This window comes from Acinetobacter sp. T_3_1 (assembly GCF_025377055.1).
Classification (GTDB): domain Bacteria; phylum Pseudomonadota; class Gammaproteobacteria; order Pseudomonadales; family Moraxellaceae; genus Acinetobacter; species Acinetobacter kookii.
This window is the reverse complement of sequence record NZ_JACHVD010000005.1, coordinates 42,197-60,766: the sequence shown is the minus strand read 5'-3', so window position 1 is coordinate 60,766 and position 18,570 is coordinate 42,197. Positions and strand designations below refer to the sequence as shown.

Annotated in this window: 18 protein-coding genes; 12 read left to right on the top strand and 6 right to left on the bottom strand. The window is 44.4% G+C overall.

Going from position 1 to position 18,570, the window contains the following annotated elements; genetic code table 11:
* Positions 1 to 59: 59 nt before the first annotated feature.
* From H4I94_RS07590 to H4I94_RS07580, 3 genes are all read right to left on the bottom strand, one after another.
* On the bottom strand, positions 60 to 854 hold the full coding sequence (locus H4I94_RS07590; RefSeq protein ID WP_261182645.1) for a hypothetical protein: 795 nt from the start codon (positions 852 to 854) through the stop codon (positions 60 to 62).
* Between the two features lie 64 nt (positions 855 to 918).
* Positions 919 to 1,107, bottom strand: a complete 189-nt coding sequence (locus tag H4I94_RS07585; RefSeq protein ID WP_261182644.1) for a hypothetical protein — start codon at positions 1,105 to 1,107, stop codon at positions 919 to 921.
* Positions 1,108 to 1,413: 306 nt separating this feature from the next.
* On the bottom strand, positions 1,414 to 2,682 hold the full coding sequence (locus H4I94_RS07580; RefSeq protein WP_261182643.1) for a GGDEF domain-containing protein: 1,269 nt from the start codon (positions 2,680 to 2,682) through the stop codon (positions 1,414 to 1,416).
* A gap of 331 nt (positions 2,683 to 3,013) precedes the next feature.
* Between H4I94_RS07580 and H4I94_RS07575 the strand changes: the two genes are divergently transcribed.
* The 3 genes from H4I94_RS07575 (at position 3,014) to H4I94_RS07565 (ending at position 5,130) form a co-directional block, all read left to right on the top strand.
* Positions 3,014 to 3,961: a pirin family protein gene (locus H4I94_RS07575; RefSeq protein WP_261182642.1), complete on the top strand. Its 948-nt coding sequence runs from the start codon at positions 3,014 to 3,016 to the stop codon at positions 3,959 to 3,961.
* A 25-nt stretch (positions 3,962 to 3,986) separates the two neighbouring features.
* Positions 3,987 to 4,385, top strand: a complete 399-nt coding sequence (locus H4I94_RS07570) for an OsmC family protein (RefSeq protein WP_092820130.1) — start codon at positions 3,987 to 3,989, stop codon at positions 4,383 to 4,385.
* A 97-nt stretch (positions 4,386 to 4,482) separates the two neighbouring features.
* On the top strand, positions 4,483 to 5,130 hold the full coding sequence (locus tag H4I94_RS07565) for a glutathione S-transferase (RefSeq protein ID WP_261182641.1): 648 nt from the start codon (positions 4,483 to 4,485) through the stop codon (positions 5,128 to 5,130).
* A gap of 47 nt (positions 5,131 to 5,177) precedes the next feature.
* Here H4I94_RS07565 and phoR read toward each other — a convergent pair whose 3' ends face one another.
* The 3 genes from phoR to H4I94_RS07550 form a co-directional block, all read right to left on the bottom strand.
* Entirely contained in the window at positions 5,178 to 6,536 is a 1,359-nt protein-coding gene (phoR, locus tag H4I94_RS07560) for a phosphate regulon sensor histidine kinase PhoR (protein ID WP_261182640.1), read from the bottom strand.
* Positions 6,537 to 6,561: 25 nt separating this feature from the next.
* Complete coding sequence (phoB, locus tag H4I94_RS07555; protein WP_092820044.1) at positions 6,562 to 7,272, bottom strand: phosphate regulon transcriptional regulator PhoB; 711 nt, start codon at positions 7,270 to 7,272, stop codon at positions 6,562 to 6,564.
* A gap of 237 nt (positions 7,273 to 7,509) precedes the next feature.
* Entirely contained in the window at positions 7,510 to 8,199 is a 690-nt protein-coding gene (locus H4I94_RS07550; RefSeq protein WP_261182639.1) for a TetR/AcrR family transcriptional regulator, read from the bottom strand.
* Positions 8,200 to 8,433: 234 nt separating this feature from the next.
* On the opposite strand from H4I94_RS07550, the gene H4I94_RS07545 reads away from it, so the two are divergent.
* The 9 genes from H4I94_RS07545 to H4I94_RS07505 all read left to right on the top strand — a co-directional run bounded on the left by H4I94_RS07545 (position 8,434) and on the right by H4I94_RS07505 (position 18,558).
* A complete protein-coding gene (locus H4I94_RS07545; protein WP_131273491.1) occupies positions 8,434 to 9,282 on the top strand; it encodes an SDR family NAD(P)-dependent oxidoreductase in 849 nt (282 codons plus the stop codon).
* Between the two features lie 288 nt (positions 9,283 to 9,570).
* Positions 9,571 to 11,079 (top strand): amidohydrolase family protein, encoded by a 1,509-nt coding sequence (locus tag H4I94_RS07540; protein ID WP_261182638.1) that lies wholly within the window; start codon positions 9,571 to 9,573, stop codon positions 11,077 to 11,079.
* Between the two features lie 94 nt (positions 11,080 to 11,173).
* On the top strand, positions 11,174 to 12,664 hold the full coding sequence (locus H4I94_RS07535; RefSeq protein ID WP_261182637.1) for an OprO/OprP family phosphate-selective porin: 1,491 nt from the start codon (positions 11,174 to 11,176) through the stop codon (positions 12,662 to 12,664).
* A gap of 25 nt (positions 12,665 to 12,689) precedes the next feature.
* Complete coding sequence (locus tag H4I94_RS07530) at positions 12,690 to 13,745, top strand: ABC transporter substrate-binding protein (protein ID WP_261182636.1); 1,056 nt, start codon at positions 12,690 to 12,692, stop codon at positions 13,743 to 13,745.
* Positions 13,746 to 13,759: 14 nt separating this feature from the next.
* The gene (locus tag H4I94_RS07525) at positions 13,760 to 15,010 is read left to right on the top strand and encodes an MFS transporter (protein ID WP_261182635.1); all 1,251 of its coding nucleotides are present in this window, start codon (positions 13,760 to 13,762) and stop codon (positions 15,008 to 15,010) included.
* Positions 15,007 to 15,849: an ABC transporter permease gene (locus H4I94_RS07520; RefSeq protein ID WP_131273486.1), complete on the top strand. Its 843-nt coding sequence runs from the start codon at positions 15,007 to 15,009 to the stop codon at positions 15,847 to 15,849. The genes H4I94_RS07525 and H4I94_RS07520 overlap by 4 nt, the downstream gene beginning before the upstream one ends.
* 2 nt (positions 15,850 to 15,851) lie before the next feature.
* Entirely contained in the window at positions 15,852 to 16,664 is an 813-nt protein-coding gene (locus H4I94_RS07515; protein ID WP_261182633.1) for an ABC transporter permease, read from the top strand.
* Positions 16,665 to 16,676: 12 nt separating this feature from the next.
* The gene (locus H4I94_RS07510) at positions 16,677 to 17,720 is read left to right on the top strand and encodes an ABC transporter substrate-binding protein (RefSeq protein WP_261182632.1); all 1,044 of its coding nucleotides are present in this window, start codon (positions 16,677 to 16,679) and stop codon (positions 17,718 to 17,720) included.
* Between the two features lie 4 nt (positions 17,721 to 17,724).
* Entirely contained in the window at positions 17,725 to 18,558 is an 834-nt protein-coding gene (locus H4I94_RS07505; protein ID WP_261182631.1) for an ABC transporter ATP-binding protein, read from the top strand.
* The last annotated feature ends 12 nt before the right edge of the window (positions 18,559 to 18,570 follow it).

Below are 18,570 nucleotides of genomic sequence, written 5' to 3'. Positions count from 1 at the left end.
GAACCTGGAATTATTCAAATAAAAAAGAGCGCTTAGGCGCTCTTTTTTGTCTAAAAATATTATTTTGTGGGTGGTGTTGGTGGCTTAGGAGTTTCTACTTGTGGAGAGGTAATTGTAGTTTGAGTGCTTTTATATCCAAAATAATAAGTGCCGCCTGCAGCAGATATAGCAATTAATATTCCAATAATTACTGTTACTTTTGAGAAACTCCATTGAGAGTCTTCTTTATTAATTTTTTTCGCCTGGACAATTAAGCAATTAGCAATTGCTCGAAATTGTTTTTGAATTAGCTCAAGTTCGTCAATTTTTTCAACAATTTTCTTATAGTGAGTCTCTCTATCATTTTTGCTGATCGCAAATTGATTGACTGATTCAGTATCAGTTGAAATATCAAATTGACCAATTTCATGTACTGAGTCTATCCAATTGAAAAAATCAGGGAAATGATCGGTAACGACTATGTTGAGATCTTGAAATTTTGTTTCATAAGCTGAGAGCTGAGCTGATATCTGTTGTGTAAGTTGATCAAGAGAGTCAAAATAGGCACGCAATAAATGTTTATATGCAGAGCGTAGGTCGTCAATATTTACTAAAGATTGATCAGGACTTTCTATAGGAAAAAAATTAGATTTACTCAGTACTTTACTAATGTGATAACCTGCATAACGCATTTGATTAATCGCAGCGATAGGCACATCATCTATAATATTTTCGACACGTTTTGCCCATGTCTCAGCATTTTGGAATGCTGCATGAAGTTCATCAAACATGCTTTTTATTTCATAGTGTGAATACGTTATGACTGATGGTGTCGAAGTTAGAGTGTTTGGAGTGACATCCACAATCTGATTCATATTCATCCTTAAAAAATTGAATAAAAAAGGCATCTTAGATGCCTTTTTTTGAAATGTAAAATATTTATGCTGATGCTTGTTTTAATCGTGAATTGATAGAAAAACGCCCGGTTTGTAAGCGAACATTTCCTTCAGCTAAGCGTTGAGTGACTTTGTGAGCAGCTTGGTCACGTACTTGAATATATAACTCTTCTTCAGTCATACGAGCTAATTGAGCTGCTAATTCTTTACGGCGTTGAGCAAGAAGTTTCACTTTATAACCCTTTTTAAAGGTGACAAAAAAAGACTTAAACCTACACAGTCAAGTCTTAACTAAAGCTTATAATTAAATTATAAGCTATTAATTTTTAAATAATTTATTGGGTAAAACCAATATTGTTGAGCTAATTATATACAATATATATTTTAAATCAATCAGTGGGTGTAAAAAATTACAGAACTTTGATAAGCGGTAATTTTTAAAAGTTATTAAAATAGTATTTTCTATATAAATATAAAAAGTAATTTATCTATCTAAAAAATCAATTTGATGAAGAAAACTTTTAATGACTTGTTTTAATTATTCATGGGTATAAATCGCCACCTGATTGCGTCCATTTTTCTTGGCTTGATAGAGGGCAATATCGGCATTTTTAATCAGCAGGTTTAAATCACTTTGGTTCGGCTGCAGTTGGGATACCCCAATCGACACACTGAAATTAAAGAAGCACTTATCTTTCACACAAATTTGATGGCTTTCAATTTTTCGGCATAAACGGTTGGCGATGTTTATCGCATCTTCCAGTGTGGTATCGGGCAGCAAAGCAATAAATTCTTCACCGCCAAAACGGGCCAGTACATCACTATGACGCATTTCCCGACGGGTAATATCAGCCAGTACCCGCAGCACCTCATCCCCCACATCATGGCCATAGGTATCATTAATATTCTTAAAAAAATCGATATCAAACATCAATAGACAGGTTAAATTATATTTGGGCCATTGCTGTATGTTCTGTTCGGCCAGCTGCAAAAATTGTCGGCGGTTATACAGCTGGGTCAGTTCATCTGTATGCGCCATTTCAGTTAAGGTGTAATAGTTCCAGTCGTTGAGTAACACCCGCAAAAAATTACGTTTCGAATTCAAGGTGTTATTCCAGCTGATATACATGCTGAGCAATAAAACCGGCGCGTAAATGAGTGAAAATAAAATTAGTTCCTGGACGCTGACCAACCTGAATACGCCATTAAAAATTACCGCGCTAATCAGCAGGGAACTAAAAATGGAATTACGAAAAGACACCTGTACGCATAAATTGCCCAATAAAATAAAAATGATGCTGGCGTAGAGATAGGTACTCACAAAGGGACTATGCGACAGATACAGCAGTTCAAGCCAGATTGCAGCTGCAGCTGCAACAGAGGCCGGCAGCAGGCTGTCCAGAACTTTAATATTCTTGCAGTAGCGGAAAGCCAGCCAGTTGACCAATAAGGCAAAAATGACAAGACTGAGCCGTGCAATACCGGACAGCATGCCAATGTCCGGTAATAAAACCCAGTCGACAAAGAAATAACTTAAAAACGTCAGCTGACCAATAAGATTGACGCATTTCAAAAATTGGCGCTGGTGCTTATTTTGATAGTCCAGATAATATTGTTGAAACTGCTCCGGAATACGGGTTGTAGGATGCTCTAATTGTTGTTTGATCAATTTTTTATTGTCAAGCGTACACAGCCGCTTCGGTAAAATGGCAGTTCCGATATTTGAATATTTGTCTTCATTGTCCCCAATATGGTTATGTTCTTGATTTTCGGGGCAATGAGCATTTTCCTGCTGTCCTTGGGACATGATTATCCTCTTCTATAGCAAGACTGGTCAGAGGGAAATAGTATGCTGAGGAAAAATATCTGTATACAGAAGACTCGGTAAGTCGTCGCTATAATTGTGACAAAAAATTTTTTTCCTATAAAATTCATATGAATAGGGTAAAAATAGTCAATAATTTATCGCGTTTAAACCTTGTTTTATGAAGAAAATTTCAAAAATAATATTGTCCTATCCCTGGTATTCACTGTATTAACTTAACTATAGGCTGAATGACGAAGAATCTATATGATTGATGACAATAGATTAAAAACTGTCAAGAACAGTCACGTTCATGAAATTCAGGGATAGGCATATGACCAATAGCAGCTATACGGAGCTTTCCAATTCGGACGATTGTGAAAAATATGTAAACCGGTTTATTCAGGAGTTTCCTTTGCGTAGTGCGGAAATTGGACAAGGTACCGTGATTAAGCGTGCCTTGCCCAGCCGGCATAAGCGTTTAATTGGGGCATGGTGCTTTCTGGATCATGCCGGTCCAGTGGTTTTTCCCCAAGGTGATGGATTAGATGTCGGACCCCATCCGCATATTGGCTTGCAGACTTTTACCTGGATGATTGAAGGTACCATGATGCATACCGACAGCCTGGGGACCAAACAGCTGATTCGTCCCAAACAGGTCAATTTAATGACTGCAGGGTATGGAATTTCCCATACCGAAGTGGCACCGGAAACCGAAACCCATATGCATGCAGCCCAGCTCTGGATTGCCTTGCCGGATGACAAGATTAATATGGCACCGCGTTTTGATCATTATCCCGAACTGCCGGTAGTGGAAAGAGATCAGGTTGAATTTACCGTATTGGTGGGTGAGTTCTTACAGACCCAGTCACCGGTTGCGGTGCATAGTGAATTGCTGGGTGTGGATTTAACCGCACAGGAGTCCACAACCACCCGAATTCAATTGAATCCAAAATTTGAATATGGTTTTATGGCACTCGAGGGTGCAGCTGAAGTCAATGGACATGAACTGACGGAAGATAACATGGTGGTGCTGGAGCCAGGCATGACTGAAATTGACATCCGCTTGCATAAAGGCAGCCGCGTTTTATTGTTGGGTGGGGAACCCTTCGAGTCACCAATATTACTGTGGTGGAACTTTGTCGGGCGGACTCAGGAAGAGCTTTGCCAAGCCCGTGACCACTGGATTGCTCAGGATGACCGTTTTGGTACCATTCCTGACTATCCTGGCCCCCGTCTGGAAGCACCCGCATTCCCCGATAAGATGCGTGCTTCAAAATAACGATAAAATTCAGGATTTTGTGAATATGTCAATTATTGCAAATGCAGAAGTACAGAGCTTGGCTGAACCCTGGTCAGGCGAAGTGAAAAGCGGAAAACACCAGTTTATTACCGACAAACCCGAATCCTTTGGCGGGCAGGATCAAGGTCCTGCACCTTATGATTGGATTTGTTCAGGACTGATTTCTTGCACCATGATTACCTTGCGTATGTATGCCCGTCATAAAGGCATAGAGCTCGGTCAGTTTTCAGTAGAAGCCGATTTTAATGCCAATAAGGAAGGCAAAGAATGGATTGAGCGTCGCTTGTCTTTTGCTCAGCCCTTATCGGATGAGCTACAGCAAAAAGTTTTAGACATCAGCAGTAAAACACCAGTGACCAAGACACTGTTACGCAGTCTGGAAATTAACACGGTTCTGCTTTAAATACGTGACCCGATACACCTGACATTGTGGGCAAAGAAATGTCATTTTTTAACATGACCGGTCATAAGCAAAATATAAAAATAGGGATCAACAGATAATGATTACACTACACCATTTAGATCAATCTCGTTCTTTTAGAATTTTATGGGCTTTAGAAGAACTGGCTCAAGATTACCAGGTCAAATTTTATAAACGTCTACCCACGCTGGCTGCACCGCCTGAATTAAAACTGGTTCATCCTTTGGCTAAAGCACCCATCTTGACCGATGAAGACCAAACTATTGTTGAATCGGCGGTGATTTTGCAACATTTGCAGGAAAGCTATGATACAGCGCAGAAATTTAAACCGACGGCCAAAAAAGATCAGCAACAATACCGCTACTGGATGCACTATGCCGAAGGTTCATTAATGCCTTTATTGGTGATGCAACTGGTGATAAGCAATGTGCCCAAACATGTTCCTTGGCTGATTAAGCCGGTGGCACATAAAATTACTGCTGGGGTGAAAGCAGGATTTATTCATCCGCGTTTAAAAGAGCATATTGCTTATCTAGAAGATTATTTATCCAAGCATGAATATTTTGCCGGAACATTTTCTTTTGCCGATATTCAGATGTGGTTTCCACTTGATGCCATTCAATCCAGAGTCTCCGGTTCATATCCGCATATCGCTAAGTATCTGAAACGTCTTGAGGAACGTCCTGCCTTTCAGCGAGCCAAGTTTAAGGAACAGGGCCTGACTTAATACAGGCAGGTGGACTGTGCTTTAATCGGGGGTTAAAACAGGCAGGTCTAGCAGGGTTTGTACAGGCGCTCTTTAGGGAAAATGACTTTAAAGGTCGAGCCTTGGTTCTCTTTGGATTCAATTTCCAGATGTGCGCCGTGTTGCATCAGCACATGTTTTACAATGGCCAGACCCAAACCGGTGCCACCGGTTTGACGGCTACGGGCGCTATCGACCCGATAGAAACGTTCGGTTAAACGTGGCAGATGTTTGGGATCAATTCCGATGCCGGTATCTTGAACGGTAAAGATGCCGTGTTCACCGTCATCATGCCAGCCCATGGTGATGGTTCCACCTTTAGGGGTGTACTTAATGGCATTGGTAATCAGGTTGCTAAAGGCACTCGCCAGTTCAGTTTCGGAGCCAATCAGGTCGCAATGGCTGTCAATGTCCAGATTGAGCGCATGGTGGTAGTCGACATTGTAGGCCTGTGCGTCGTCAAACAGCTGGTTCATCAGGCTGGGCATTTCAATAATCTGGTTCTTCGCGATCTTTTTGTCATTTTCCAAACGCGACAATAACAGTAAATCATTCACCAAGGCATTCATGCGCTTGGTTTGCGCCTGCATCTGGTCGAAAGCACGTTTCCAGCGCGGGTTTAAATCTTCCTGGTCGGTAAAGGTTTCAATATAACCGCTGAGTACGGTAAGCGGGGTACGTAATTCATGGGAAATATTGTCGACAAAATCTGTGCGCATCTGTTCCAGGTTATGCATGCGGGTCACGTCATAAGCGACCAATAGGCGGCTTTCTCCACCAAAGCGGGTCATCTTGACCTGTACATAATGGTCTTCAAAGGCTGAAGATTTCATTTTCAGGCCATCAGGTGCCTCGTCAATATGGTTAAAATATTCAATGAAACTGGGTTGGCGCAGAATGGTTAAAATATTGCGACCGCGATCCAGCGGTTGAATACCGAGTAATTTTTCTGCGGCCGGATTCCACCATTCAATTTGGTGCATTTCATCAATCAGCACCACCGCTTCGGCCAGCGCCACCAGTGAAGATTGCGCCCGGTCAATCAGACCGACCATTTCTGCCTGAACAATACGTTCCTGACGCTGCGAACGGTAGACATTAAACAGCAAGGCTCCCCAGATGCCGTTTAAACTGGGCGGCACATCATAAGGACGGTTGGAAATCCATTCATTGACCAGATACAGCGAACGTAACTGCAAGGCAAAAAACACTGCAAAGGCAATGAGAATAAAAATCCAGAAATACCCAATCCCTAAACCGATTAAACCTGCAATCAGCAATAAAAAGGCGAGCAGGCGTAAATCTTGCTTGGCAAAAGTCCATAAACTGCTGTAACGAAACTGTTTATGTTCTCGTGCAAGTTCTGGGACGGGGTAGGGTTCATACATAAAACACAATTGACCTAAACGATGACTAACCTAGAGCGACATCTGCGCGGGTAGAAAAACGGTAACCTGTACCACGAACCGTCTGTACATAACGGTCTGCGCCAAACGGTTCCAGCACTTTACGCAAACGGCGGATATGAACGTCAATGGTACGGTCTTCAATATATACGTTACCACCCCAGACCTGATCCAGCAATTGAGCACGGGTATAGGCACGTTCCGGATGCGTCATGAAAAAGGCCAATAGACGATATTCTGTAGGTCCCATTTCTAAAATATTCGGACCATGACTGACCCGCTGGCTGACAGGGTCGAGTACCAGACCATTGGCATCAATGGTTTTTTCACCGCTTAGGGCATTGGCACGGCGTAACACGGCCTTAATGCGGGAAACCAGTTCACGGGTGGAAAACGGTTTGGTCATGTAGTCATCTGCACCGGCATCCAGACCTTGTACTTTATGGTCTTCTTCAGCGCGGGCAGTAAGCATGATCACGGGAATTTCTGATAGGGTTTCATCGCGTTTCAGACGGCGGCACAGGTCTACACCGCTGACACCACCAGGTAACATCCAGTCGAGTAGAATAAGCACAGGGCGTTGATCCACAATCATCTGGTGGGCCTGCTTGGCATCTTCAGCCTGTAGGCATTGGAAGCCCGCCATATCCAGCGAGGTATGGATCATTTCCCGGATCGGGAGCTCATCATCGACGATTAATATATAGTCATCTTTCACAGCGCAATACCCTATTTCACGTAAACGGTGGACCGTTTTATATTTATGACAGGCTTATTACAAAGATTAATTATGACAGTATCATTGCAGAATAGGTAGTTCGGCTGGATTTCGCAAAAAATTGTCACAATTTTAATAAGATACAATCAAGAATTTAAAATAAATCAGTTAGATAAATATATTAAATTCAAGGCGTTGAGCATTTTTTACGGTTTTGTGAAAGTCGCCGCGCTTAAATCATATTTTTTCTTTTTCTGAAAAAGTATCGAGCAGCGCTAAAAAAACCACACTGCAAGAAGAGAGAACCTCCTCCATTGAGGGTTTAAAACCACTGACGACCCAGCGAATGGCAATTTGGGTGACATAGCCATTCAAGCCGGTCGAGATCATCGAAATTTCACGTTCAGAGCGGTTAATGTTGGGCATCATCAGCATCACAAAAGCATGAATCATGCGGTCAAAACGCAGCATAGTTTCATGGATGGTGGCCTGGTTATGCAGTTCCTGCACCAGCATGGCATCGATATAGATAATCCGCGCCATGCGTGGATTGTCTTTTAAGGTAGTGAGCAGGGCAGTGAGACCGGCTTCGATCATTTTCTTGGGATCGGTCGAAGCCTGCATAATGGCCTGCATGACATTGTGCTGCAACTGGTCAATCAGCTTTAAAAAGATGGTCTGAAACAGTTCATCACTTTTCTTAAAGGATTCATAGAAATAGCGTTCGGTCAGTTTGGCTTCATTGCAAATATCTTTCACAGTCACTGCAAAAAAACCATGCGTACCATAGGCTTCAATCCCAGCTTCAATCAGTTTTTCACGACGCGCCTGTTTACGCTCGCTTAAAGACAGGCCTTTAAATTGACGTTCTTTGATTTTTGCCGGTTTATTTTGATTTTCTTCGAAATTTTTGTGCTGTTCAGTCATAAATGTGGTGTGCCAAATGAAATCGAGGTTTTGCCTTATATTAACAATAATTTATCTTCAGACCTATGTGTAAAACAAAGCCGCAGATTTTCCAGCAGGGATGGATAGACGATATATTATATTGACAATGATTATTGTCAAAATTATATTGGATGGATGAACTGCAATCTTCCAGACAGAAAAACAATCGAGATGTTTAGCTGGCTGAGGCAGAAAACTGAATAAGGATAGCTCATGAAAAATTTTAAAAATAAAGTCGCAGCCATTACCGGTGCGGGGTCGGGTATTGGGCAGCAATTGGCCGTACTTTTGGCGCAGCAGGGCTGTCATTTGTCCTTGAGTGATGTCAATGAACAGGGTTTGGCAAAAACAGTTGAACTGGTCAAAGACAGTCATGTCCGTGTGACCACGAAAAAAGTCAATGTGGCCAAACTGGAAGAAGTGCGTGACTGGGCTGCTGAAACCGTTCAGGACCATGGCTCGGTCAACATGATTTTTAATAATGCCGGTGTGGCATTGGGTTCAACCGTGGAAGGCGCTTCGTATGAAGAGCTGGAATGGATTGTGAATATTAATTTCTGGGGCGTGGTGTATGGGACCAAGGAATTCCTGCCTTTAATCAAGCAATCGGGTGAAGGGCATATTATCAATATTTCCAGCCTGTTTGGTCTAACGGCACAGCCGACCCAGTCTGCCTATAATGCCACCAAGTTTGCGGTACGTGGTTTTACCGAATCGCTGCGTCAGGAACTGGACCTGGAAAACTGTGGCGTGAGTGCACTCTGTGTGCATCCGGGCGGCATCCGGACCAATATTGCCAATGCGGCAAAAATGAATGACAGTATTCGAACTTTGGGCATGCATCCGGAAAAATCGGCCAGGTCTTTTAACAAATTATTGCGTTGTCCGCCTGAAGAGGCTGCCCGCCAAATTATTGAAGCTGTGCAAAAAGACAAGCGCCGTCTGCTGATTGGCAACGATGCCAAAACCTTGGATTTAATCCAGCGCATTTTACCGACCGGTTATCAGCGTGTCACAGCATTTGCCACCAGATTAAGCAATAAAGGCAAAAAATCTGCTTAAAACAACAGGCTTTTAAGAACCCGCAAATTGCGGGTTTTTTTACGGCTGAAATTTTCATCAGAGCAGTGATCTATGCAGAAATTCTTTATTCATAAAATAGAAAATGAAAGTGTATTTACAGCTGAATTGATATAAGCAGGTGTTGAAAAATCAACAGTAAAACCGATGGAAAAGCAACATAAATACTCGGGATTATTTTAATAAAAATATATAAAACAATGACTTAAATTGTTGGCACGCTTGTTGTAATAACAGGGAGGTGTAATGATAAGAAATTAGGTAAACCTCATGACAATTTTAAAAGATTTAAAGGCAAAACAATCGCGTGCGGCTCAATTGCGTTCTCAGCTCGATTTTCCAGTGATTGATACGGACATTCATACCAATGCCTACAGTCCTGCACTTGAAGACTATATTGCGCAGTACGGGGGTTCACGTGTGGTGGATGTGTTCCGTAGCCATTTAAAAAGTAACGGTTTAAATGCTTTGGCGGCAGAGTGGTACAACGCCAGCCCAGAAGAACGTCAAAACCGTCGTTTGTTCCGCCCGCCATTTTGGGCATTGCCTTCAGAAAATACCTATGACTTGGCCACGGTTGCTTTGCCGGGGCTATTGTATGAGCGTTTAGAAGAACTCGGAACAGACTATGCCGTGCTGTATCCAAACCTGGCTTTGTTCCCAATCAATTCATCCAATGACGATTTACGTTTGTCTTTAACCCGTGCGATTAACCATTTCCATGCGGATATTTATAAACCCTATGCCGACCGTTTAACCCCAGTGGCTGCGATTCCACTGAATACCCCACAAGAAGGCATTGAAGAGCTTGAATTTGCCCAAAAGCTCGGTCTAAAAGCAGCGTTAATTCCGGGAGCAGTACGTCGTCCAATTCAAGCCGTCGCAGAGAAATATCCCGAAGATAGCGATCTGCGTCGTTATGCCTATTGGTTGGATTTCTTTGGTATCGACAGTGAATATGACTACGACCCGTTCTGGCAAAAGAGCGTGGATTTGGGCATAAACCTGTCGACCCATTCGGGCAGCCAAAGCTGGGTAGCACGCAACTCGCCAAGCAACTACATGTTTAACCACATTAACCACTTTGCCGATGCCTCTGAAGCCTTGGCCAAAGCCCTGTTCTTTGGTGGCGTGACTGAGCGTATTCCACAGCTTCGTATTGCCTTGCTAGAAGCAGGCGCAGCATGGGGTCAAAACGTGTTGACGCATCTGGTTGACCGTTTTGAAAAACGCGGTAATGAGCATGTGCAACAGTACAACCCTGAACGTCTAAACCGTGAATTGGCGTTAGAGCTTTATCGTCAATATGGGCATACCCTGTACCAGGGTCGTGAGCTGAATGACCAAGAAATCATTGAAAGCTTGTTTGGTGTGGCATCGACCTCACGTTTCCAGGCGCAAAAACCTGAAGAAATCAATGATTTTGCCTTGGCCAAAATTCAAACCAAACAGGATATCTGGGACCGTTGGGTACCGAACTTCTATTTTGGCAATGAAGCAGACGATCGCACCATCGTGGGTGCATTGAATCCCAAAGGTAATCCATTTGGTCAAAAAATTAATGCCCTGTACTCATCCGATTCAGGCCATTGGGATGTGCCTGAATTAACCGAGCCCTTGGCAGAAACTTGGGACTTGGTGCAAGAAGGCGCCATTACGGCAGAAGACTTCAAGTCCTTGGTGTTCACCAACCCATACCAGTTCTATACCGCGAACAATCCGGACTTTTTCAAAGGTACGCAGGTTGAACACAAACTGAAAAACAACCAGGCCGCTTAAACCTAACTACTCAGGAAATTGAAACAACCTCATGCCTCTGGCATGAGGTAGGGGAAATTTTGTTTTTTAAATAATAGATGAAGTGAATGTAACAATGAGAAAGACGAGTTTAACTGTTGCGATTGGATTGATTCTGACGACGACATCGAGTTTTAGCTTTGCCCAGGATGCCACTCTCAACAAGCAATTGGAGGGACTTAAACAGCAGATTGAAGTTTTGCAGCAGCGTTTAAATGTAGTGGAAGCAAAAAGCTCAACAACCACAAAAAAACCGCCGGTTGTAAATGCAGATAACAGCGAAGAGCTGACAGCTCAAGACAGCGAAACTGGTGATGAAGCCCTAACGGCGGAAGCAACCCCTGCAACATCCGACGACATTGAAGGTTTAAGAACCGATATTGAAAACTATAAATACGACCAGTCGCGTCAGTACGAACGCCAAACCGTAAAGTCGACCCGTGATACGACTTTATTCGGTACGGTGCAATTGCGTGCCAATGTGCAGGACAATAACACTGCACCCAATACGCCTAAATCGAGCTTCGATGTGGGTACGGCATTGCTGGGCGTGCGCGGTAACTTGTTTAAAGATTATAACGAAGGCAAAAACCTCGATTACCAGGCCTCTTTTGGCTATTCAAAACGTAATGATGGCAGCAACAACAGTAACTTTAACTTGCTGGATGCTTACCTGCGCTATCACGTATTTTCCACCAATGGCGGTGCAGAAGTTCCCAGGCTGAACCTGACTTTGGGTCAACAGCTCTTGCCATTTGGTCTGGATGTGCAGTCTCCGGAAGACTTGCGCCCCACTATCAGTACCGCATCTGCACCGACGTATTTGGGGCTGTTTACCCGTCAAAACGGTTTCATTGTCCGTGGCGATGCCAAGCCCTTTGTGGACTATGGCGCGAACTACCGTGCGCCTTTATTTGAATATGCACTTGGGGTGACCAATGGCAATGGCAGCAACAAAGCCGATGACAACAACAGCAAAGACTATATCGGTCGCGTGGCCTTTACCTTGCCTGTCGATTATGCCAGCTGGCTTCGTGAGCTGAAATTTGGCGCTTCCTATATTAAAGGTGAAGCAAAATTATCCGGCTCTGGTATTAGCGATAACCAGGCCAAACGTGACCGTCTCGGTTTTGACCTGTATTACAACCATGCACCGTTTGGCGTGACTTATGAATATTTGCAAGGCAAAACCGATTACATCGACACGACTGTAGCTGCCATAAAAGAAGCCAAAGCAGAAGGTCATACCGTAACAGCGTTCTATACCTTGGGTGACCAGTTCTATAACAGCATTAAATCCAATGCCAAGTTTGATGATTTCTGGCCGAAATCGGTTCAGGGTTACTACCGTTACGACAGCTATAACCCGAATAAAAATCAGCAAGATTATCTCGATAGCGCAAGTGGCCGTGTAGGTGAATATGACATTCACTCACTCGGCCTAAACCTGTTTTTTGCGCAGACCACCAAATTCCAGTTACAGCTCAATCACTACATCTATGACATTGAGACTGCAACCCAAAAAGACACCAACGAATTGCAGGCGCAATTCCAGTACACCTTTTAATTTTGATTGTTAAGGAACAGATTTAATGAAACTTTTTTCTAAAAAAATTGCGGCCACATTTCTAGCCCTCTCCGCATTCGGTCTAAGTTTACACATCCATGCAGCCAATCCGAAAGAAATCCGCATTTCTATGTCGGGTGCCGGTGAAGGCGGTAAGCCAAAAACAGGCGGGAGCTTTGTTGCTTCAGCGCATTTACGTGGTGTGTTGGAACAGGAATTTAAGAAAGATGGCATTGCGGTGAAGTGGTTATTCTTTCCGGGTGCAGGGCCTGCCACCAATGAAGCCTTAGCCAACGGTAAAGTCGATTTTGCTTTACATGGGGACTTGCCGTCATTGGTGGGTCGTTCAACGGGTCTTAAAACCAAGGTTCTGTTTTCAACCGGTCGCTTTGGTCCAACCTATGTGGTCGTTCCTGCGGGTTCAAATGCCAAGTCATTTGCAGACTTAAAGGGCAAGAAATTTTCAATCTTTAAAGGGACAAACCAACAGATCGTTTTTAACCGTGTTCTGGCTAAATATGGCTTTACTGAGCGTGATTTACGCGTGATTTCACAAGACGCTTACTCTGCGCGTACAGCACTGGCCACCGGAGATATTGATGCCGCGATTACGTCACCCTTTAGTCTGGTTTCACGTGGAGTCGCCAAGACCTTAATTGAAATTAAAGATCCGAAAGTTGCCCCACTGGCACATTTTTGGGTAACCGAAAGTTTTGAAAAACAGTACCCGGAAGTGACGCAGCGTGTCGTTACCACGCTGATCAAACAGGCGAAATGGAGCTCTGAAGAAGCCAACCGTGTCACCCAGTATAAGCTGTGGTCACAAAGCGGTATTCCACTGGTCGACTATCAAAAAACCTGGGATGGCTGGAACCTGAAAGACCGTACTTCGCCATTACTGGATGAGTTTCATCGTGCACAGATTGACAGCGCATTAAAAATTGCCAAAGACGCAAGACTCATCCGCCGTGATGTGGATACCAAAACCTGGTACGAACCCAAGTATTTAAACAATGCTTTAAAAGAACTGAATTTGCAGAACTATTGGCGTGCATTTAATGCCAACGGTCAGCCGAAATAATTCAGGACCTGGTTATGAATCCCATTGAAAGCAATGTTGTGACCACTCCGCTGACCGCAAAATTTATGAGCAGTTTTGTGCTGCTCACGATTATTGCCGGTTTGGGCGTAGGGGTGGCACGGGTCCTGATTTCACTTTATGCCGTACACCTGAACGCATCTGAACTGCAACTCGGTTTGATCTCTGCAGCACAAAACATTGGCATTTTATTGATGGCCTTGCCGATTGGCGTTCTGGTACAGCGTTTAGGTTCATTGAAGGTATTTAGCATCGGCAGTGTAGTGGGGGCCGTATTGTATTTTCTTACCCCCTTACACGCCAATGCCTGGTATCTGATGATTTTAACCGCACTGGTGAGCTGCTTCTTGCCGATGCGCTTTGTCTCCATCAATACCGTGTTTTTAAGCAATCTGAAGCGATTAGGGCCAGCCAAAGCCGGCTGGTTCCGTGGTTCACACATGATGGGGTTCTTTCTGATTGCTCCTGCTTTAAGTGTATTGCTGATCGAGCATTTTGGTTATAGCGGCAGTTTTTACTGCGTGGCATTGCTGTTTTTGGGCACATTATTTTTTGCACCGTTTTGCTTTCAAAAAGTTCATCACCACACTCAAAGTACGCCGAGTTTTCAATGGCGAGACGTGGTTGCACCACTGGCCTTGCTGAAAACCCATGCGCCATTACGGGTGATTTGCGCTCTGGAATTTTTAAGCAGTGTCGCGAATAACTATTTTGGCTTTTTTATTGTGGTGATTGCGATCCAGAGTTTCGCTTTACCGGAATCTATGGCGGTGATGTTGCTCACCACACAAGGCATCATTTTTGTCGGTTCACTTTTTACCCTGGGCGGTTTGGCGGAACTGGTGGGATACCAGAAATTTTACTTGATCGGATTAGGCCTGATCAGTAGCGCCTTACTGATTTTGGCATTGACACCGGTCACGCTCTGGATGTGGCCTGCATCGCTGATGTTGGGACTCGGTTTGGGCATGCTGCATATCGCAAATTTCATGTCCTTTGCCAAAGTGGGTGAACAAACGGCAATGGCAAAAATCTCCCCAATTTTAGCCCTGGTTGGACCAACCGGCGGCTTGTTTGGCGGATTTCTGGGAGCGGCATTGGGTGCCAGCATCGGTCTGCAAAACCTATTTTTCCCGATTGGTCTGGCATTTCTGGCATTAATTTTACTGATCTTGCGAGATCAGGCATTTATTTCTTTTTTAAAACCTGATGGTTCAAAACATATAGCAGAAGGACAAGAATCATGAGCCTTACGAATGTAACCGCACATTCGGTACAGTGGCAAAGTTACCGTAGTGCATTTGGATTTTTTAAGAAGTACCTGAGCGTAACCTTGCAATTGGCTTGTGGTCTGCTTGTACCCGTGCTGCTGCTGGGACTCTGGTATGTGGCCACCCTACGCCAATGGTTGCCGGAACAGATTTTACCGGCACCGCAGCTGGTCTGGAGTACAACGGTTGAACTCTGGCAGTCAGGTGATCTGCAATTTCATTTCCTGGTCAGTACAAAACGCATTTTCTGGAGTGTGGCTTTAGGGGTGAGCCTGGGACTCGGTCTCGGAGTCTGGTTTGCACTGTCGCAACGTGCACAGCGCTTTGTCTTGCCGACGATTCAGCTCCTGACCCAGTTTCCGATTATTGGCTGGATTCCACTGCTGATGATTTTTTTAGGTATTGATGAAGCTTTAAAAATTGTGGCCATTTCTTTGGCTGTGGTATCTCCGGTGCTGATCGCAACCTTTAAAGGCATTCAGCAGGTTCCGAGCCGTTTAATTGAAGTGGCACAGGTCTACCAGTTTTCCAAGTTCCAGACTTTTTTCCAGGTGATCTTGCCTGCAAGCTTGCCCGCCATCATTAGCGGCTTACGCCAAGGCGTGATGCAGGCCTGGTTGGCCTTGGTTTTTGTTGAACTTTTGGCCAGTAGTGAAGGGATTGGTTTCCTGATGGTCTGGGGCCGTCAGTTGATGCAGCTGGATATTGTGTTTATGGGCATCATTTTCATTGGCATTACGGGCTTTGTTCTGGACAGCGTGTTGGCTGCCTTTGAACGCCTTGCTCGTTTTTATGCAACACGGGTAGGGGGTTAATCATGTCAGAACTCAGTCTTGAAAAGTCAGCTATCCGTGTAAATCCAGCTGTGGAAAAAAGCATTAAAGTGCTGCAAGCCTTGATTTTACCCTTGGTATTTATTGCACTTTGGGCGACCGCTTCCGTCTTACAGTGGCTGGATGCCAAACTGATTCCATCTCCCCTCACGGTATTCAGCAGTGCAATCCAGAGCTTTAGCCAAGCCGAATTCTGGCAGGGTTTTGCGGCGAGCTTAAGCCGTAATTTTGCGGGTTATGTCATTGGCGCCAGTCTGGGTGTTGCTTTCGGTGTGGCCTTAGGCACCACACGCTGGATCAACTGGTTATTTGCACCCGGCTTTAACGTATTACGTCAGGTCTCACTGTTTGCATGGTTGCCTTTAATTTCAACCTTTTTAGGTTATGGCAACGGCGCAAAAATCCTGTTTATCAGCCTTTCGGTATTTTATCCCGTGGCACTGCATAGCCTGGAAGGCGTGAGCAGCATCAGCGTGAAATACAGTGAAGTCGCAAAAGTCTATCAATTTCCGAAACTGTATACCTACCGCAAGCTGATTTTACCGGCAGCCAGTCCGCAGATTTTTGTCGGTCTGCAACTCGGTTTGATTTTCGCCTGGCTGGCGACCGTGGGTTCAGAATTTCTATTGGCCAATTACGGGGTCGGTCTGGGTAACCTGGTGATCCGCGGGCGGGAACAGTTCAACGTATCTCTGATTATTTTAGGCATGTTCAGCATCGGCATCATCGGTGTGATTTTAAATGCAGCGCTGACCCGTATTGAAAGCAAAGTGCTGCGCTGGCAGCAACGTGTATAGGAGCAAATAATAATGAAAATACTTCCTAAATTTTGGCAAAAAGCCTTAGCAGCTGTAACCATCAGTGCCAGCATTATTGCGGGTTGTAGTAGCCAGCAGGTGGAACCACAAAATGCGAAAACCACGCCTACCTTACGCTACCAGAGTTATCCGGGCTTAGTGTCTTTGCCGGAACTGGCACAGGATCTGGGTTATTTCGGCAAGATTAAATTGGACTATGTCGGTACGGTGCAAGGTGGGCCACAAGATTTACTCACCCTGGTTGCTGGCGATGTCGATTTTGCCTCAGCCTTTAATGGGGCTATGGTGAAAGTCATCGCTGCAGGGCTGGATGTGGTTCCTGTGGTGGCCTCCTATGGCAGTGATGCGGAAATGAATGTGGGTTTTTATGTGCTTGAAAACAGTCCGATCCGTAAAGCACGCGATTTCATTGGCAAAAAGGTTGCGGTGAATGCCTTTGGCGCACACTACGAGTTTGTGATTAAAGATTATTTGGCACGTCATGGATTAACCTCGGAAGAAATCCGTGAAGTTGAACTGATTGTGTTGCCGCCAGTGAGTACCGAACAGGCACTGCGTAATGGACAAATTGATATTGCCGTGTTCTCGGGCATTTTGGAAAAACGCGCCCTGAAAACAGGTGGCGTGCGTCCAATCTTTAAAGATATTGAATTGTATGGAGCATTTACTGCAGGCAGTTATGCGATGCGACACGATTTTATTCAACAGCATCCAGAAATTGCCAAAACTTTTGTGAATGGCGTGGCACGTGCCCAAGAGTGGCTACATCACACGCCTAAAGAACAAATTATTGCGCGTATGGAAAGCATCATTGATAAGCGTCAGCGCAATGAAACCAAAGTGCTGATTCCGTTTTATACCGGCACGGGTGTCGCTGAAATTGGCGGCGTACAAAAAGATGCAGACTTCGAGCCTTGGGTCAATGCGCTGGTAAGTGAACAGAAACTCAAAGCCAATCAGCTCAATGTAAAAACCTTGTACAGCAATGCCTTTAACCCATATGCAACTGTAAAAATTAAGAAATATAAGGAATAAAATCATGACCAGTGCTTTAAATCTAGATCATGTGCGGAAAGTTTTTCCTGCACAGAACCATCCCAACAGCAGGAATTACAAACCGGAATTTGTGGCAGTGGAAAATGTCACGCTGGATATTCAGCAAGGTGAATTTGTCTCGATTGTGGGGCCAAGTGGCTGCGGTAAATCGACCTTGCTGGACCTGATTGCCGGGCTGACCAGACCTTCTTCGGGGCAGATTCTGCTCAGTGGTAAACAGATTACCCAACCGGGTCTGGACCGCGGCATCGTCTTCCAGCAATATGCCTTATATCCCTGGCTGACCGCTCTAGAAAATATTGAATTTGGCCTGGAAGCCAAAGGTGTCGACAAGAAAACCCGCCGTGAAAAAGCCCAGTATTATCTACAACTGGTGGGGCTGTCCGGTTTTGAAAAACATTATCCCAATGAACTTTCAGGCGGCATGAAACAGCGTGTCGCGATTGCACGCAGCCTTGCCTATGAACCTGAAATTTTATTGATGGATGAACCCTTTGCTGCACTGGATGCACAAACCCGTGAAACCCTGCAAGAAGAGCTGATCAAGATTTGGCAGTCCTCTAAAAAGACCATTGTTTTCATTACTCATAGTATTGATGAAGCAATTTTCCTGAGCCAGCGCGTGGCGATTATGACCTCTAGACCGGGACGAATTAAGGAGATCATCGATATTCCGGCCAGCCTGAAAGCCAAAGATGAGGACATCCGTTCAACGGCTGAATACGGCAAAATTCGTCATCAAATCTGGTCGCTTTTAAGCGAAGAAGTGATTAAGGCACAAGCACTCGAAAAAGATAAACAGCTTGCTCATGCATAAATAAAATTGAGG

Excerpts from the sequence above, each read along its gene's own strand:
- H4I94_RS07590 (WP_261182645.1), bottom strand. The coding sequence starts at position 854 with ATGAATCAGATTGTGGATGTCACTCCAAACACTCTAACTTCGACACCA.
- H4I94_RS07580 (WP_261182643.1), bottom strand. The coding sequence starts at position 2,682 with ATGTCCCAAGGACAGCAGGAAAATGCTCATTGCCCCGAAAATCAAGAA.
- H4I94_RS07575 (WP_261182642.1), top strand. The coding sequence starts at position 3,014 with ATGACCAATAGCAGCTATACGGAGCTTTCCAATTCGGACGATTGTGAA.
- H4I94_RS07570 (WP_092820130.1), top strand. The coding sequence starts at position 3,987 with ATGTCAATTATTGCAAATGCAGAAGTACAGAGCTTGGCTGAACCCTGG.
- H4I94_RS07565 (WP_261182641.1), top strand. The coding sequence starts at position 4,483 with ATGATTACACTACACCATTTAGATCAATCTCGTTCTTTTAGAATTTTA.
- phoR (WP_261182640.1), bottom strand. The coding sequence starts at position 6,536 with ATGTATGAACCCTACCCCGTCCCAGAACTTGCACGAGAACATAAACAG.
- H4I94_RS07550 (WP_261182639.1), bottom strand. The coding sequence starts at position 8,199 with ATGACTGAACAGCACAAAAATTTCGAAGAAAATCAAAATAAACCGGCA.
- H4I94_RS07545 (WP_131273491.1), top strand. The coding sequence starts at position 8,434 with ATGAAAAATTTTAAAAATAAAGTCGCAGCCATTACCGGTGCGGGGTCG.
- H4I94_RS07540 (WP_261182638.1), top strand. The coding sequence starts at position 9,571 with ATGACAATTTTAAAAGATTTAAAGGCAAAACAATCGCGTGCGGCTCAA.
- H4I94_RS07535 (WP_261182637.1), top strand. The coding sequence starts at position 11,174 with ATGAGAAAGACGAGTTTAACTGTTGCGATTGGATTGATTCTGACGACG.
- H4I94_RS07530 (WP_261182636.1), top strand. The coding sequence starts at position 12,690 with ATGAAACTTTTTTCTAAAAAAATTGCGGCCACATTTCTAGCCCTCTCC.
- H4I94_RS07525 (WP_261182635.1), top strand. The coding sequence starts at position 13,760 with ATGAATCCCATTGAAAGCAATGTTGTGACCACTCCGCTGACCGCAAAA.
- H4I94_RS07520 (WP_131273486.1), top strand. The coding sequence starts at position 15,007 with ATGAGCCTTACGAATGTAACCGCACATTCGGTACAGTGGCAAAGTTAC.
- H4I94_RS07515 (WP_261182633.1), top strand. The coding sequence starts at position 15,852 with ATGTCAGAACTCAGTCTTGAAAAGTCAGCTATCCGTGTAAATCCAGCT.
- H4I94_RS07510 (WP_261182632.1), top strand. The coding sequence starts at position 16,677 with ATGAAAATACTTCCTAAATTTTGGCAAAAAGCCTTAGCAGCTGTAACC.
- H4I94_RS07505 (WP_261182631.1), top strand. The coding sequence starts at position 17,725 with ATGACCAGTGCTTTAAATCTAGATCATGTGCGGAAAGTTTTTCCTGCA.